Here is a 14,991-nt window from a genome sequence, read left to right as displayed (position 1 = left end):
GGAGGTTTGAGGGCCGGGTGAGCACCGGATGACTTGTGCGGCCACCTCCTCCCCGTTCCACCACGCCCAGTCGGCGACGGCCGCCACACACCTGCTGCCCTGCACCGGTGAACGGGAACGGAAACACCTGGCGGCGCTGGTCGACGACCTGGACACGGCGGGCCCGGTGCTGGTCACGCTGACGGGCGGAGGCGGATCTGGCCAGAGCGCCCTCGTCCGGTGGGCCGCGGACCGGGCACGAACGGCCGGTCGCCGGGTGCTGCACGCCCGCGCCGTCCTGTCGGAGGCGGAGCGGTCGTATGCCGTGGTGACACAGCTGCTGGACCAACTCGACGGCATGGCTACGAGCCATCGGGCGGCGCGACCCGGTCATTTCCCGGGCCTGGCGAGGGTGGTGCGCACCGTGCGCGAGCACCCGACCGTCCTGGCCGTCGAGGACGCGCACTGGCTCGATCGGGAGTCGCTGCACTGGCTCCAGGCGCTGTTGCGCCGATCCGCCGGTCTTTCGCTTGTCGTCGCGTGCGGCGGCAGCGAAGTGGCGGCCGGTGAACCGGGACGGCTGAGCGCGCTCGGCTCTGCTCCGGGCCCAGCCGCCTGCCACCAACTGTCCCTGGCACCGCTGTCACCGCACGAGATCGCCGCTGCGGTCACGCGGATCTGTGGGCCGGGGAACGATGAGCGGTTCGTGACGGAGGCGGGCAGGATCAGCGGCGGCCGACCCGATGTGCTCCACGACTTGTTGCTGCGGTTCGCTGCCCTGGGGCACCGGCCGGTGGCGGCCCGAGTGCCCCTTCTCCACACGATCGGCACCGAGGTGTGCGGCGATCACCTCGTCCACGCGATGCACACGCTCGGCCCGGAAGGGGGCGCGGTGGTGCGGGCCCTGGCTGTCTGCGGAGAGCTGCTCGACTTCCCGGTCGTTTGCGCTCTCGCACGCGCGCCCCATCTCAACGAGCACCGGCTGCGCGCCGCCTTGACGCAGACGGTCGGTATCCAGAGCCTGCCGAGCGGCCGTCTGCGGGTGGAACCGTCCCTCCGCACGCGGGTCCTGGAGGAGATGAACGCAGCTGACCGGACCGACCTGCACACGCAGGCCGCCGAACTCGCCCATCGCGCCGGAGCCGAGGACAGGGCGGTGGCCGACCTGCTGCTCGGCGCCCGCCGGATCGCAGCGCCCTGGGCGGTGCGGACGCTGCGACGGGACGCGGACCGGGCGATCCGGGACGACACGCACGGGCGCGCCGTCGTACTGCTCAGCCGGGCCTCGCAGGAGGTGCGGGACCCCGCGGAGCGTGCGCTGCTTGGCCTGGAACTGGCCGCCGTACACTTGGTCACCGAGCCTGAGGCAGGCGATCTGCGGATCGAGCGGCTGATCCGCACGCCCGGCAACCCCGTCGCGGTGCGGGTGGCCGCCGCGGACCTCGGCATCACCGCAGGCGGCACCCGGGCTGTGCGGCGCGCTCTCACGGACGTGCTGACGGAGGCGACCGGCGCCGAACGGGAGGACATGCTCGCGCTGTTCTGGGCCGCCGACCCCACCGCTCAGGAGCACGGCGTGGTGTCCGTTCCCTCGGTCCCACCGCTTCCCAGGCGTCCGGCCTCACCCGCCCAGGCCGCCGTGCGCGCCTGGCAACTGGCCCTGTACGGCGAGGCGCTCGACGAAGTCCGGAGCCTGGCGCGCGCGGCCCTGGTCCACGACCACCGCTCCGACAGCCCGCTCGTCCAGCCTACGCTGGCCGCCTGCAAGGCTCTGTGCCTCGCCGACGCGCTGGACGAGGCGGAAGCCGGCTTGAACCGGTTGCTTGGCACACTCGGCGGCGTTCGGCTACGGCTGGCCGCCCCGCGCCTCCTCGCGTTGCGCGGCGAAGTCCGTCTGCGCGGTGGCCGGCTTGCCCAGGCGGAGCGGGACCTGCGTGAGGCCGAGCAGGCGGTGGACCTGCTCGTGAGGTCGGCGGCCGTCCTGCCGCACCTGCACGGCATCGGCACCATCGTCGACGTGGAGAGCGGACGTGATGAACGAGCTCGTGACCGCGTCACCATGCCCATGCCGTCCGCTGCCGAGCACAGCGAGTACTGGCCCCATCTGCTGTTCGCCCGGGGCGTGGTCGCACTGCGCTCAGGCCGCCCCGAGGAGGCGCGGGACCAGCTGCAGGAGTGCGGCCGCCGGCTGCTGAGTCGTCACCATCTCAACCCCGCTCTGCTGCCTTGGCGTTCGCTCACCGCGCTGGCTTGCCACGCCGCGGGTGATGCGGACGAGGCCCGGCGCCTGAGCGACCAGGAGCTGACGCTCGCGCGGCGCTGGGGCATCGGCAGCAGCGTCGCCTGGGCCGAGCTGACCGGCGTCCTGGTGGCCGCGCGGAAAGACCGTCTGGCCACCCTCCGCTCGGCCATGGAAGCAGCGCGGCCCGGACCGACCGGTCCGGAATACGCCCGCGTGCTCGCGGAGTTCACGGCCACCGAGTTGACCGCCCCCGGGGGTGATCGGCGGCTGGCGGCGGTCTCGCTGGCCGAACTGAGCGCGCTGACCGCCACCCATGCGGCCGCCCCGATGGCGGCCCGGGCTCGTGCCCTGGCAGGAACGGCCGCCGAAACGGTGCCGATCCCGGGCTGGGACGTGCTCTCCCCCGGCGAGCAGCAGGCCGCACTGCTCGCCGGCAGGGGCCGCAGCAACCGCGACATCGCCGGTGTGCTGCGGGTCTCCAGCCGTGCCGTGGAGCTCCGGCTCACCCAGGTGTACCGCAAGTTGTGCATCAACGGGCGCCAGGAACTGCGGGCGCTGGTCCGCGCGACGGAAGGAGACTGAAAGCGATGCTGCTCGACCGCGGAGCCGAACTGACTGTGGCACGGGGTGCTCTGCGCGCTGCCACCGAAGGGAGCTCTTCACTCCTTCTGGTGGCCGGCCCCCTGGGAATAGGTCGATCGGCGCTGTTGCGTGAACTGTCCGAGCGCGTCGATCCGAAGACGGTGCACGTGTTACGGGCCAATGCGGCGGCGGGGGAACGGGACTTCGCCTTCGGGGTGGTACGCCAGCTGTTCGACAGCGTGCTGACCAAAGCATCCGGCCAGGCCCGGGAACGCTGGTTCGCCGGCGCAGGAGCCGCCCGGCAGGTCTTGGACGACGGCGCCGACACATTGGACGAAACGATTCTGCGGGACTTGCGCTCGCTACTGGCCGAAGTGAGCGCCACGGCACCTCTGCTGGTCCTCGTCGACGACCTGCAGTGGGCGGACGCCTGGTCGCTGCGCTGGCTCGCACATCTCGGCCTGCGCCTGGAGGGCCTGCGGATGCTGCTCGTGTGCACACTGCGCGACGGCGATCCCGGTGCGGGCGACCCGCTGGTCGAGGAGGTCGCGGCGGCCGCGGCGCACGTCCTGCGACCCCGACCGCTGTCCCTGGCCGCCACCGGGGAACTCGTCCGCGAGCACCTGGGACAGCCCGCCGACATGGAGTTCGTGCGGGCGTGTCACGAGACTTCCCGGGGCAATCCGCTCTTCCTTCTCTCCGGGCTCTCTGAGCTCTCCATGACCGGTTGCCGGCCACTGGCCCGCAACGCCCACCTGGCACGCTCGCTGCACTCTGCCCGGCTCCGGGACCGGATCACGAGCTGCCTGCTCATGCAACCGCAACCGTTCAGGGACGCGGCGGCCGGGCTCGCCATCGCCGCCCGGGACGGACAGCAGGACTGCCGCCTTGTCGGCCGGCTCGCGGGCCTCGACGACGTCGGCCTGGCGACGGCACTGCGCGCGCTGCACCGGCTTGGGCTGCTGGCTGAGGGGGACCAGTGGCGCTTCGCGCACCCGGCGGTGCGCGAAGCGGTCGAGTGTTCCATGAGCTCCGCCGAGCTCCAGCGTCGACACGAAGCCGCCGCCGAGATCCTGTACGAATACGGTCGCCCGGCGGAAGAGGTCGCTGCCCACCTGATGGAGGTACCCACTTCCAAGCACTCTTGGTCCGTTCCGGTGCTGCGCAGCGCGGCGGACGCTGCCTCACACAGAGGCGCGCCGGAGCCGGCTGCCCGGTATTTGCAACGGGCGCTACTGGACGCGGTCGAGCAGGACCGGACGAGGGCCCGGCTCCTGATTGAACTGGCCGCCGCTGAGGGGTCCTTCGACGCGTCCGCCGCCGAACGCCACATCGCTCAGGCTTTGCCCCTGCTCCCCACGGCCCGTGACCGGGCCACCGCCGCGCTGCGGCTCTCACCCTGTGTGACCACCCCCCTGAACCCCGCGAGGATCGACCTGTTCAGACGGGTTGCCGAGGATCTGGGTGGCTCTCATGCCCAGGCAGGCGCCGGCAGTGAGGAGGCGCAGCGTTTGGAGGCGAGGCTGCGCTACGCGGGCCTTTGCGACTACGCGCAACTCACGGATGCCGTCGCGAGGCTGCGAGCGCTGGAGCCTTCCGCCCTCGTCCGCTCGCGCGGTGGCCGCGAACTGTTGGCCGTGCTGCTGTACGCGTCGGCCCTCGGCGCCGACGGCGAGGCGGCGGAGGTCGCCCGGCAGGCCCGCGGCATCCTGGAATGGGAGCCGGCCACCGCCCCCGGCCACGGTTCGGTGGTCCACCTGGTCCTGCTGACCCTGGTGGGGGCCGATTCCGTACAGGATGCCGAGCCCTGGCTGAATGCTGCCCAGCAGAGCACAAGCAGGGATGACGGCTCGCTCGGTGCCGTTCGGCGTACCCAGCGCGAGCTGTTCCAACTCGCGCAGGGCCGGTTGCCCCAGGCTCGTGAAGGGGCGCAGCGCGTCGTCGACCTGGATGTGGCCGTGAGCGAGGAACGCCGCTGTCTCTATGCCGCCGTGCTTGCTGCTCTGACGCTGTCGGCACGCGATGCGCAATCGGAGACGCGGATGGCGACGGAGGCGCCAGGACAACTGCCGGGGCCGGTCCCGGCCGCGCTGCTCAGCCTTTTGCAGATTTCGCAGCAGGCTCGGGCGGGAGATGCCGCCGCGGCACTGGACACCGCCATGCACTGCGGTCGACAACTGGAGTGCGCCGGGTGGCGCAACCCCGTTCTCTTCCCGTGGCGACCTTGGGCGATCTCCCTGTCCCACCGGCTCGGTGACCACCACATCGCCCGGACACTCGCGGCCGAGGAGTACTCGAGGGCGAAAGAGTGGGGAGCGCCGGTAGCCATTGGCCGGGCACTACGTCTGCAGGCGCTGACGGAAGGGGCGGGCGCGAGCGTCGATCTGCTACGAGAGGCCGTCGAGACGCTCCGTGGCTGCGTCAACGAGCTGGAGCTGTTCAAGGCTGTGCGGGATCTGGGGCAGACGCTGGGCAGTGGCGCGGAGTCGGACCTGTTGTTGCGCGAGGCGGGAGAACTGGCGAAGTCCTGCGGTGTGCCGTGGGCGCCCGCGGCAGCGGCACGCATGGCCTCGGCCCGCACCGCGGCGGCGGTGCTGACCCGCGCCGAGAGCCGCGTGGCCGCATTGGCCGTCAGCGGCCTCACCAATCGGGAAATCGCGACTGAACTTCGAGTCAGTGCACGGGCCGTGGAAAAGCATCTTACGAATTCCTATCGTAAACTCGGAGTTTCGGGCAGGCGTCAGCTTGCTGCAGTTCTGCACGACACGCACGCACACGCTCATTGTTGAGACCTGAACCGGTCGCGCATCCGCCCGGTCCTTCGATCGAAACTCGATCGAAGGACCGGGCGATTTTATTGGGGCCACCTCTGTGACCTGCTCGTTTGTGACCGTACCGAAGTGAAGGTGCGGCGTTCGTGGCGCTGACCGAACCTTCCTGGGGTAACCCCACAGAATCGGCGCTAGCAGGGCGGATCGCGTTGACCGGATCATCAGGGAATCTCTAGGGTTCAACTAATAGTTCGAGCGACAAGGGGTCGGTGAACGTGCGTGCCCCATGATCCGCATCCTTGCCCGGCTGTTACTTCACGCAAGAAAGAAGAGCCCTTTGAACACCTGAAGGACGGCCATGGGCGGTGGTGGGTTGCTGTCGTTCCTGCTGTCCCTCTCTCCTGCATGGGGTGGCCCACCTGACATCACGCCGGGGCCCAGTCCCCGCGGTGCACGACCGCCGGCGGGGTCACTGTCGCGGTCGACACGGTCCGCCGGACGACGGTGGCTCAGGCGGGCCATCGCTGTGCAGACCGTCCCCCGTTCGTCCCCGTCCATCCATCACCGAAGAACCGACTGCTGCGCAGGCCGGCGTACCGCTGTCCAGGGGCGACGAGGAAAGCGTCGTCTTCGCCAACGTTGTCATGAGCGAGTGACTCGACCCGACGCGATCCGTTGGCGAGTGCGTTCCACCACGGAACACCCGAGGCGGTAGTGCGCTGTGCATGCGGACCGCAACCCCACCGTACGAAGGGCGATCATGCCGCAGGTCACCAACACACGACGTCAGACGAGCTCCGTCACTTCTTCCCTTCCCGCCGCGAAGGCCCACGTCCACGATCCTGTCTTCGAGGACGGTCGGCCACCCCGGACGGGGTTCGCCGGCGACGCTCGCCTGAGCATGGCCCGGCTCGACCATGCCCTGACCATCCAGCAGGCCAACGAAGAGTTCTTCTGGCAGTTCGGCAGATCGGCAGCGGAGCTGTGCGGCCGGACCTTCAGTGACCTGGTCCATCCGAGCGTCCAGCAGCCGCTGATGCGCCAGTTCTCCGGCCTCACCGCGGGCCGCCGCGACCGGTTCGCCGCCGACGTCATCGCGGTGGGACCGGACGACGCCACGTTCACTGTCCCGCTGACGGCCATCATGGTGCGCGGCGGGCTCCCGGACGAGTCGTCCATCCTCGTCATGATGCCCAACGCGGGAACTGGTTCGGCCGACTCGGAGTCGGCCGTAAGTGGTCGCAACAAGAAGCTCCTGAGCCCGATCGACGCCCGCATACTTGAGGGCATAGCCTCCGGACTGTCGACCATCCCGCTCGCCTCACGGCTGCACCTGAGCCGGCAGGGCATCGAGTACCACGTGACTGGTCTGCTGCGGGAGTTACGTGTGCCGAACCGGGCCGCACTGGTCTCCCGTGCTTACTCCATGGGCGTACTGAAGGTTGGCGTCTGGCCGCCCAAGGTGGTTCCGGACTTCATCAAGAACTGACAGTGGTGATTGCTGTGAACCGCCCCGGGTCCGTCGGAGGCCCAGGCCTGCCCCGTGTGAACCGGGGCGGTTCACAAGGGGAATGCGAAGGCGAGTGCGCCGACCGGGCCCGCGATGATGAGTGCCGACCGCCTGCTGAATGGCGGTCGGCCCGCCGGTCGACTGCCGACCAGACCCAAGCCGGTCAAACCACCGGACGGTACTGAAGTAAGCGGCCGAGGCCCGGATCGTTCAACGGCCCGCCCGCCGCAGGCCCCTGGAGCGGCTGGCTCGTTCTCTCAGCGACGGGTGGTCGGCGACCACCGTGCACGAGCCGGGAGCGATCTCGGTGAACCCCGCGTCCCGCACCACCGGCAGTCCGCTTACCGTCAGTGCGCGCCAGTCTGCCGGTTCCGCAGTGCGCACGGACAGGGCGAAGCCCGATTCGCGCCATTCCTCTCGCTGCGCCTCGGACAGCTCGAACCAGGCCAGTTGGGCTCCGTGCCCGGCCTGCGCCATGGCCTTGCCCGCCGACATCTCCACCTCGGGGCTCAGCCACAGCACCGGGTGGGCCGGGTCGGGGGCGGCGGGTGGCTGCGGTTCCTCCAGTTCCGTGCCGGACACCTGGAGTTTGGCCAGTTCCTTGGGCCAGCCGTCGAGCGGTACGGGCGGGAAGACCCGCACCTCCGCCGCCGTCCCGGCCTCCGTGTCCACGGCTGTGCCGGTCACCGTGATGCCCGGAAGCGTGCCGGCCTTGCGCCACTCCGCGCCCCGCGCACGCCGAACGACTTTGCGGATACGGGCGTCCTGCCAGTCCCGCATGGCCCGTGCCCACTCGCCGTCACCGGTGGAGCGCTCGTCGGCGAGGATCTGGAGCACGGCCCGTGCGGCGGTCTCCAGGGCGTCCGTACGGGCCGGCGGCGCGGTCTTCTCGATGCGTACCACCAGCGGCAGGACGAACTGCGGTGCCGCGTCGCGGGAGGAGGTCGCGTGCCTGAAAGGGCTGTCGGGTCGGATTTCACGGGTGTCTTCGCTGCTCACGCCGGTCAGTCTGCCAGCCCCCGGCCCGGGGCCTGTTGGCGGAACGAGTGCCTCCGGGCCACGATGCGTCCCATGAAGAGCGATCTTTTCTCCACAGAGAACATGGCCCAACAGGCCGCGGTGCCCGGAATGACGCTGCAGAACGCCAAGTCGATCAAGTACGCGGTCAACGGCGAGATGCACGCGCGCCAGGGCTCGATGATCGCCTTCCGGGGCAATCTCCAGTTCGAGCGCAAGGGCCAGGGGATCGGCGGCATGCTCAAACGTGCCGTCACCGGCGAGGGGCTGCCGCTGATGGCCGTACGAGGCCAGGGCGAGGCGTGGTTCGCGCACGAGGCGGCCAACTGCTTCATCGTCGACATCGAACAGGGCGACGCGCTGACCATAAACGGCCGCAACGTGCTCTGCTTCGACGCGACGCTCTCCTACGAGATCAAGACGGTGAAGGGCGCAGGCATGACCGGCGGTGGTCTCTTCAACAGCGTCTTCACCGGTTACGGCAAGCTGGGGGTCATCTGCGAGGGCAGCCCCATCGTCATCCCGGTCTCCCACCAGCAGCCGGTGTTCGTCGACACGGACGCTGTCCTCGGCTGGAGCGCCCAGTTGCACACGTCGCTGCACCGTTCCCAGTCCATCGGCTCGATGATCCGCGGAGGCTCGGGCGAAGCGGTGCAGCTCAAGCTGGAGGGCGAGGGCTTCGTGATCGTCCGGCCCAGCGAGCTCACCCCGCAGAAGGCGTCCCAGAACTGAGAGCACAACCGGAACTGCGACAGGTGGGCCGTCGCCACGGCCTCGGCGGCCCATGGGTGCTGCGCGGGGTCGATCTCGACCTGCGCCCCGGCACCCTGGTACGCGTCCAAGGCACCAACGGCAGCGGCAAGTCGACGCTGCTGCGGCTGCTCGCCGGCATCGTCACCGCGTGGCTGGTGCGCAGCTGCGCAACACGGGAGCCGCCGCCCGCACGCAGCGTCACGGCCGCTGCCGCCGCCTTCGCGGCCGTGCTGGGCACGGTGGCCGTGACCGTCGTCGCGCTGATCAGCGGCCCGTCGAGCGCCGACCACCGGGTGGCGGTCCCACGGCTGCCCGCGACGGCCGCGGGGATGCTCACCGCAGCGGTCTGCGTCCTGCTGGGCACGGCGGTCGGCGCCCTGTGCACCCGGCCGCTGCTGCACGCACGCGGATCGTCGCCGGCGGCGACCGCACTGTTGGCGCCGCTGGCGCTGGTCACCAGCGGGTCGCCCGCGAAGCAGGCGGTGACCGGCCTGGTCACCGGCGCCCGGACCGGGACGGTGACATGGCCGCTGCTGTCCCTTCTCACGGCGGCGCCGACCGCCGCGGCGGCGGCCCCCCTCGCGTCCGCACTGGCACCTCTGCGCGGCTCGGACGGCGGCACAGCCGCGAGCTAGAGTCGGAGGTATGGACGAGCACCAGCCGTACCGCGAGGCCCCGGAGAGCAGCCGGGCGGCCGAGCGGGCCCGCGCCGCCGCCGACGGCCCCTTCGCCGAATGCGTGCTGTGCCGTGAGCCGACCGAGTACCCGGAGTCGGTCAAGGGCGCGCCGCTGTGTCCGGTCTGCGAATGGCGGGAGGCGGAGCGGACCGCCTGCTCCGGCTGACCTCTCGACCCGATCGACCCGCCGGGCCCTGCGGCGGGCCCCTCCCGCGTGCCTTCGGGCGAACCATGCACCGAACGCGCGGGGCACGGCGCGTCGGGTGGTACGCGCATCTGCATGCCCCCCAGGTCGCCGGACCCTCAGGAGCGCCCCACGGGTGCGCCGTCCACCGCTGAGACGTCGCGGGTGCCGGACGCGCTGCGGACGGCCGCCGCGTACGCCTGGCGGATCCTCGTGGTGACCGCCGCCGTCTACGCCGTCTTCGCGCTGCTGGGGCGGTTCCACGAGATCGCGGTGGCTGTGTTCCTCGGCCTGGTCGTCACCGCCGTGCTCCGGCCGGTGGCCGGTCTGGCCGCACGCATCATGCCGCGTCCGCTCGCCGTCGCCTGCTCCCTGCTGGGCAGCATCGTGCTCGTGCTGGGCGTGTTCGCCCTGGTCGGGGAAGCGGTCGCGGGCGAGCGGACGACGCTGGTACGGGAGTTCCGCGCGGGCATCGAGAGGATCGAGAACTGGCTGGAGCAGCCCCCGTTCCGGGTAGACCCGGAGGCCCTCACCGACATCCAGTCCCGCATCGGCCAATTGATGTCCAGTCACCGGTCCACCGTGGTCAGCGAGGCGCTGAGCGGTGCCGGACGGCTGGTCGAGGTGCTGACCGTGCTGGCGCTCGCGCTGTTCTGCTCGGTCTTCTTCGTCCACTCCGGCGACCGGCAGTGGGGATGGTTCTGCGATCAGTTGCCGCCTGCCGCCCGGGGGCGCGCGAAGGTCGCGGGCCGGGCCGCCTGGCGGACGTTCACCGGATACACCCACGGGATTCTCCTGGTGGCGGCCACCAACGCGATCCTGGTGGGGATCGCCCTGTTCGCCCTCGGCGTTCCGCTCGCGCTGCCGCTGGCCCTGCTGGAGTTCTTCGCCGCGTTCATCCCCCTCGTCGGTTCACCCATCGCCCTTTCCGTGGCCGCGGTGGTCGCCCTCGCGTCCGAGGGCCCGCTGATCGCGGCCGTGGTCGTCGCCCTCATCGTCGTCATCGGGCAGATCGAGGGGCATCTGCTGCACCCGATCGTGATGAGCTGGGCCGTCCGGCTGCATCCCGTGGTCGTCGCGCTGTCGGTCGTCGGCGGGGCCGTGGCCGCGGGTGTGGTGGGCGCGGTCGCCGCGGTGCCGCTCGTGGCCGTGGTCTGGTCGGTCCGGCAGGCGCTGCGCGCGGCGCGCCCGTCCGGCGGGGAGGGCTGACCGGGGTCAGGGCACCGTGGCGGCGGGCTCTTCGGTGGCGACCAGGGACTCGGCCAGCGGCAACCTGGCCAGGGCCATGACACCGGCCACCACCAGCGCCACCCCGGCCGCCTGGGGGAGCAGCCACCAGCCGGTGCGGACGTGCTCCTCGAAGAGGAGGATGCCCAGGGTCAGGCTCACGGCCGCGTCGCCCAGGGTGAGGGCGGGCTGGGAGGCGACCAGCGGACCCGCCTGCATCGCGTTCTCCAGCAGGAACAGCGCGGTCACTCCGGCCGCCGCGAAGGCGTAGGTCTGCCAGGCGGTGAAGAACGCGCCGAGGCCGTGGTCGTCCAGGATGTGCACCGCCTCTTTCATCAGGGCCGCGGTGACGGCGTAACTGATCGCGGTGGCCGCGCCGAGGCAGGCCGCGCGGGCACGGCCCTCCGGGCGGCGCAGGGCTGCGGCGGAGAGCGCGAGGACCACCGCGGCGCATACGGCGAGGGCGATGACCCAGCGGTCCGCCGGTACATCGGTACGGTTCCCCGACGGCGATGCCGCTGCGAGGGCGATGCCGAGACCCACCACGACACCGGCCACCGCCACCCAGCCGGTTCGCGGCAGGCTGCCGTGCAGCAGCAGGGTCGCCAGGACCAGAGCGAGCGGCAGTTCGAGGACGAACAGCGGCTGAACGATCGTCAGCGGCCCGGTTCCCAGCGCCACCGCCTGGCAGACGCCCGCGACGACGACGGCGAGCATGCCCGCCAACCAGACGGGCCGGCGCAGCAGATCGAGCATGAGACCGGCGCGGAAGCCCTCCGAGCGCGGTACGGCGAGAGCCGCCTTGCGTTGCAGCACGGTGGCGAACGCGTTGCTGAGGGCTGCGCAGAGCGCGAAAAGGACCGGCAGCAGGGTGTGCACGTGGTCGGCCTCCGGCAGTCGACTGTGGGGCGGGTCGCGGTACGCCGCCGGCGCCGCGCGCCCGCCTTCTGCCATGGTGCCCATGGGCCGCCGTGCCCGCTATCGGAGCCGGGCCCTGTGCCCGAACGGCCCGCCGACCACAGGACCGGGGCGCTCACGGCCGTCAGCGGCGCGTCACCGCGTCGTTCGAGGGGGACCGGCCGGACCGGACTGCCGCATCAGCTCGGAGACCTTGACCAACCGGTAGCCCTGCCGGCGCAGCTCGGGGACGATCCGGCGGACGGCCTCCTCGGTGACGGGCGCGGCGCTGCGGGTGCAGTGCATGACGACCAGCGACCCGGGCGCCACATGGTCCAGCACCTGCTCGGCCACGGCGTCGGCGTCGGTGGCGAAGGCGTCGCCGCTGACGACGTCCCACTGAACGGTGGTGACCCCGGCCGGCGCCACGGCCCGCAGCGCGGCGTCGTCGTAGCAGCCGCCGGGAAAACGGAAGTACGGCACCACATTGCGCGCCCCGGCCCGCTCGAACGCGGTGAAGGCCCGTCGCACGTCCGCCAGCATGTCCTCGGCGCCGATCTCGGGGAGGCCGTAGCAGGGGGAGCTGAAGGAGTGATGGCTGTAGGAGTGGTTGGCGATTTCGAAGAGGGGGTCGGTCCCGATGGCCTTCGCCTGGGCCGGGTACTCCTCGGCCCAGCGGCCTGTCATGAAAACGGTCGAGGGGACCTTCAGCTTCCGCAGTGCGTCGATCAGCGCCGGGTTGTCGAACCGTTCGCCGCGTGCGGCACGCGGGCCCTGGTCGGCGGTCATGTCGGCGTCGAAGGTGAGGGCGACGGTCTTCGCCGTGGCGCTGCCGCCGCCGGTGGCGCGCATGAACACCGGAGCACGGCCGCCCGGCCCGGGAGCCATGGTCGGCGCAGCCGTCGTGGTGGACGGCGACGGTTTCGGCGGTGACGGCCGTGGGGCGGCCTCCGGGCGGTGGCCGGGAGTACCGCAGCCGGCGAGTGCGGCAGCCAGGGCAGCCAAGGCCAAAGCGGTCAATCTCCGTGCAGATCTGATCACTGTCGGAAAATATATGATCATGTGGCCGTTGAATGGGGTCACATGCTCCTGCGTCGGGGTTGCGTCCCCTGTCAGGAGTCCGGATGACGGTTCAGGCGCTGGATTGCACTGTGCAATGATGCTCTGGGTCCTATGGCCCGTGTGCTCTGGAGGAAGGCATGGCAATGCCCCCGAGGGCCGGCGTGCTCGCCGGCAAGGCGGATCTGCGGGCGGCCCCGGATGACCGCAGCGGTGCGCTCTGGCGACTGGATCCTGTCGCCCGGCAGCTGGACGCGAACCTCGTCCGGCTCCTGCCCGGCACCCAGGGCGTCACCCATGTCGAACCCGACCTGGACGTGCTGGTGTGCGTGGTCGACGGCGGCGGCGAACTGGTGGCCCAGGGGGAGCCGCAGCAGCTGGAACCCGGATGCGTGGCCTGGCTGCCGCACGGCACGGAGCGTGCCCTGTCCGCCGGCCCCGACGGCCTCGCCTACGTCACGGTGCACCGCCGTCGCCCTGGCATGACCATCGGCAACGCGCCCGTCGTCCGTGCAGCCGCCCCCGGCGGGGAACCGGCCTGCATGCTGAACCGGATCTGCCCGGACTGCGACCACCCGGCCGACGACGCCGGCGCCCGTTACTGCAGCCGGTGCGGCTCCCGGTTGCCTTCATGAGCGGTTCCACGTACGGCTGCTGACATCACGTCAGGCAGTGAATTTCGCAGTTGTGATGAGTACAACTCCCGCCTCGTCCGTATCAACGGTCGGACGCGTCCCCCCGGTCTGTCGTCGGCAACCGGATTCCGTATCCCCGCAGGAGGCGGCGAGTTGAGTCACAGGCGAATACCCAAGCGAAAGGCCGTGCTTGCAGGAGCGGGGGCGGTGGGCGTCGCCGCGGCGGCGATGCTGCTGCCCCACGCCAACGCATCGCAGTCCGGCTCCGGTTCCGAGCCGAAGGGGGAGCCGAGAACGCTGAGCGCCTCGGCGGCCCAGGACCTGGTCTCGCAGCTGGGCCCGGAGCTCGGCGACGCGTATGCAGGTGCGTACTACGACGCGGACAAGCAACAGGTCATTGTCAACGTCAGTGGTGACAGCAACGAGGTGATCGTCCAGGTCAACGAGGCCGGCGCGGTCGCGCGGCCGGTCGAGAACAGCATGGGCGAGCTGAAGTCCGCGGCGGACACGCTGGCCCGTGAGGCCACGATCCCGGGCACGGCCTGGGCCGTCGACCCGAGGACGAACCAGGTCCTCGTCACTGCGGACCGCACGGTCGCCGGTGACAGCTGGAACCGGCTGGAGTCCGCCGTCAAGTCACTCGACTCCGGCATGGCCCGCATCCAGAAGACCGCCGGCGAGTTCAAGCCCTTCCTGGAGGGCGGCGACGCCATCTTCGGCGGCGGGTCGCGCTGTTCCCTCGGCTTCAACGTCACCACCGGCGACGGGCAGCCCGGCTTCCTGACCGCCGGACACTGCGGCGTCGCAGACGACCAGTGGTCCGAGGACCCGAACGGTGCCCCGATCGGTACGGTCCAGGAGGCGACGTTCCCCGGCGAGGGCGACTTTGCCCTCGTCACGTACGACGACCCCGCCACCGAGGCGCCCAGCACGGTCGACCTCGGCAACGGCGAGACCCTGGACATCGTGGGCGCGGACGACGCAGCGGTCGGCCAGGAAGTGTTCCGCATGGGCAGCACCACCGGTCTGAACAGCGGCCAGGTCACCGGTCTGGACGCCACCGTGAACTATCCGGAGGGCACGGTGACCGGGCTGATCCAGACGAACGTGTGCGCGGAGCCCGGCGACAGCGGTGGTGCCCTCTTCACCCGTGACGGCAGCGCGATCGGGCTGACCTCGGGCGGCAGCGGCGACTGCACGTCGGGCGGCGAGACGTTCTTCCAGCCGGTGACGACGGCACTGGCTGCGGTCGGCGCGCAGATCGGCGCGGGTGACGTCGGCGGCGACCAAGGCCAAGGTGAGGGTCAGGACCAGGACCAGGAGCAGGGCGGTCAGGACGAGGCCGGTCAGGACGAGGACGGTCAGGACGAGGCCGGTCAGGAGGCCGGTCAGGAGGCCGGTCAGGACGAGGCCGGTCAGGAGGCCGGTCAGGACCAGGGCGACTTCGACGGCAACTGA

At 71.1% G+C, this 14,991-nt stretch carries 12 protein-coding genes; 9 read left to right on the top strand and 3 right to left on the bottom strand.

What is annotated here, in order from left to right:
• Positions 1 to 28: 28 nt before the first annotated feature.
• The 3 genes from IE198_RS04275 to IE198_RS04265 all read left to right on the top strand — a co-directional run bounded on the left by IE198_RS04275 (position 29) and on the right by IE198_RS04265 (position 7,063).
• Entirely contained in the window at positions 29 to 2,803 is a 2,775-nt protein-coding gene (locus tag IE198_RS04275) for an AAA family ATPase (RefSeq protein WP_189882689.1), read from the top strand.
• 5 nt (positions 2,804 to 2,808) lie between these two features.
• Entirely contained in the window at positions 2,809 to 5,592 is a 2,784-nt protein-coding gene (locus tag IE198_RS04270; RefSeq protein WP_189882687.1) for an ATP-binding protein, read from the top strand.
• A 742-nt stretch (positions 5,593 to 6,334) separates the two neighbouring features.
• The gene (locus IE198_RS04265; RefSeq protein WP_189882685.1) at positions 6,335 to 7,063 is read left to right on the top strand and encodes a helix-turn-helix transcriptional regulator; all 729 of its coding nucleotides are present in this window, start codon (positions 6,335 to 6,337) and stop codon (positions 7,061 to 7,063) included.
• Positions 7,064 to 7,294: 231 nt separating this feature from the next.
• Here IE198_RS04265 and IE198_RS04260 read toward each other — a convergent pair whose 3' ends face one another.
• Positions 7,295 to 8,083, bottom strand: coding sequence for a peptidyl-tRNA hydrolase (locus tag IE198_RS04260; RefSeq protein WP_189882683.1), 789 nt, complete (start codon positions 8,081 to 8,083; stop codon positions 7,295 to 7,297).
• Between the two features lie 72 nt (positions 8,084 to 8,155).
• Here IE198_RS04260 and IE198_RS04255 point away from each other — a divergent pair, with 72 nt between their 5' ends.
• From IE198_RS04255 to IE198_RS04240, 4 genes are all read left to right on the top strand, one after another.
• Positions 8,156 to 8,833, top strand: coding sequence for an AIM24 family protein (locus tag IE198_RS04255; protein ID WP_189882681.1), 678 nt, complete (start codon positions 8,156 to 8,158; stop codon positions 8,831 to 8,833).
• A gap of 23 nt (positions 8,834 to 8,856) precedes the next feature.
• Positions 8,857 to 9,489 (top strand): ATP-binding cassette domain-containing protein, encoded by a 633-nt coding sequence (locus tag IE198_RS04250; RefSeq protein WP_229833719.1) that lies wholly within the window; start codon positions 8,857 to 8,859, stop codon positions 9,487 to 9,489.
• Positions 9,490 to 9,499: 10 nt separating this feature from the next.
• Positions 9,500 to 9,697, top strand: a complete 198-nt coding sequence (locus tag IE198_RS04245; protein ID WP_189882679.1) for a hypothetical protein — start codon at positions 9,500 to 9,502, stop codon at positions 9,695 to 9,697.
• Positions 9,698 to 9,811: 114 nt separating this feature from the next.
• Complete coding sequence (locus tag IE198_RS04240; protein WP_189882677.1) at positions 9,812 to 10,924, top strand: AI-2E family transporter; 1,113 nt, start codon at positions 9,812 to 9,814, stop codon at positions 10,922 to 10,924.
• A gap of 6 nt (positions 10,925 to 10,930) precedes the next feature.
• Here the strand turns inward: IE198_RS04240 and IE198_RS04235 are convergent, their stop codons facing one another.
• Together IE198_RS04235 and IE198_RS04230 are read right to left on the bottom strand one after the other, a co-directional pair.
• Entirely contained in the window at positions 10,931 to 11,821 is an 891-nt protein-coding gene (locus IE198_RS04235) for a DMT family transporter (RefSeq protein WP_229833733.1), read from the bottom strand.
• Positions 11,822 to 11,995: 174 nt separating this feature from the next.
• A complete protein-coding gene (locus tag IE198_RS04230; protein ID WP_189882674.1) occupies positions 11,996 to 12,901 on the bottom strand; it encodes a polysaccharide deacetylase family protein in 906 nt (301 codons plus the stop codon).
• 137 nt (positions 12,902 to 13,038) lie between these two features.
• On the opposite strand from IE198_RS04230, the gene IE198_RS04225 reads away from it, so the two are divergent.
• Complete coding sequence (locus tag IE198_RS04225) at positions 13,039 to 13,533, top strand: hypothetical protein (protein WP_189882672.1); 495 nt, start codon at positions 13,039 to 13,041, stop codon at positions 13,531 to 13,533.
• 153 nt (positions 13,534 to 13,686) lie between these two features.
• On the top strand, positions 13,687 to 14,991 hold the full coding sequence (locus IE198_RS04220) for a S1 family peptidase (protein WP_189882670.1): 1,305 nt from the start codon (positions 13,687 to 13,689) through the stop codon (positions 14,989 to 14,991).

It is taken from the genome of Streptomyces xantholiticus, from assembly GCF_014651015.1.
GTDB lineage: Bacteria > Actinomycetota > Actinomycetes > Streptomycetales > Streptomycetaceae > Streptomyces > Streptomyces xantholiticus.
The sequence above is the reverse complement of the archived record's forward strand: the minus strand, read 5'-3'. Positions and strand labels throughout refer to the sequence as shown.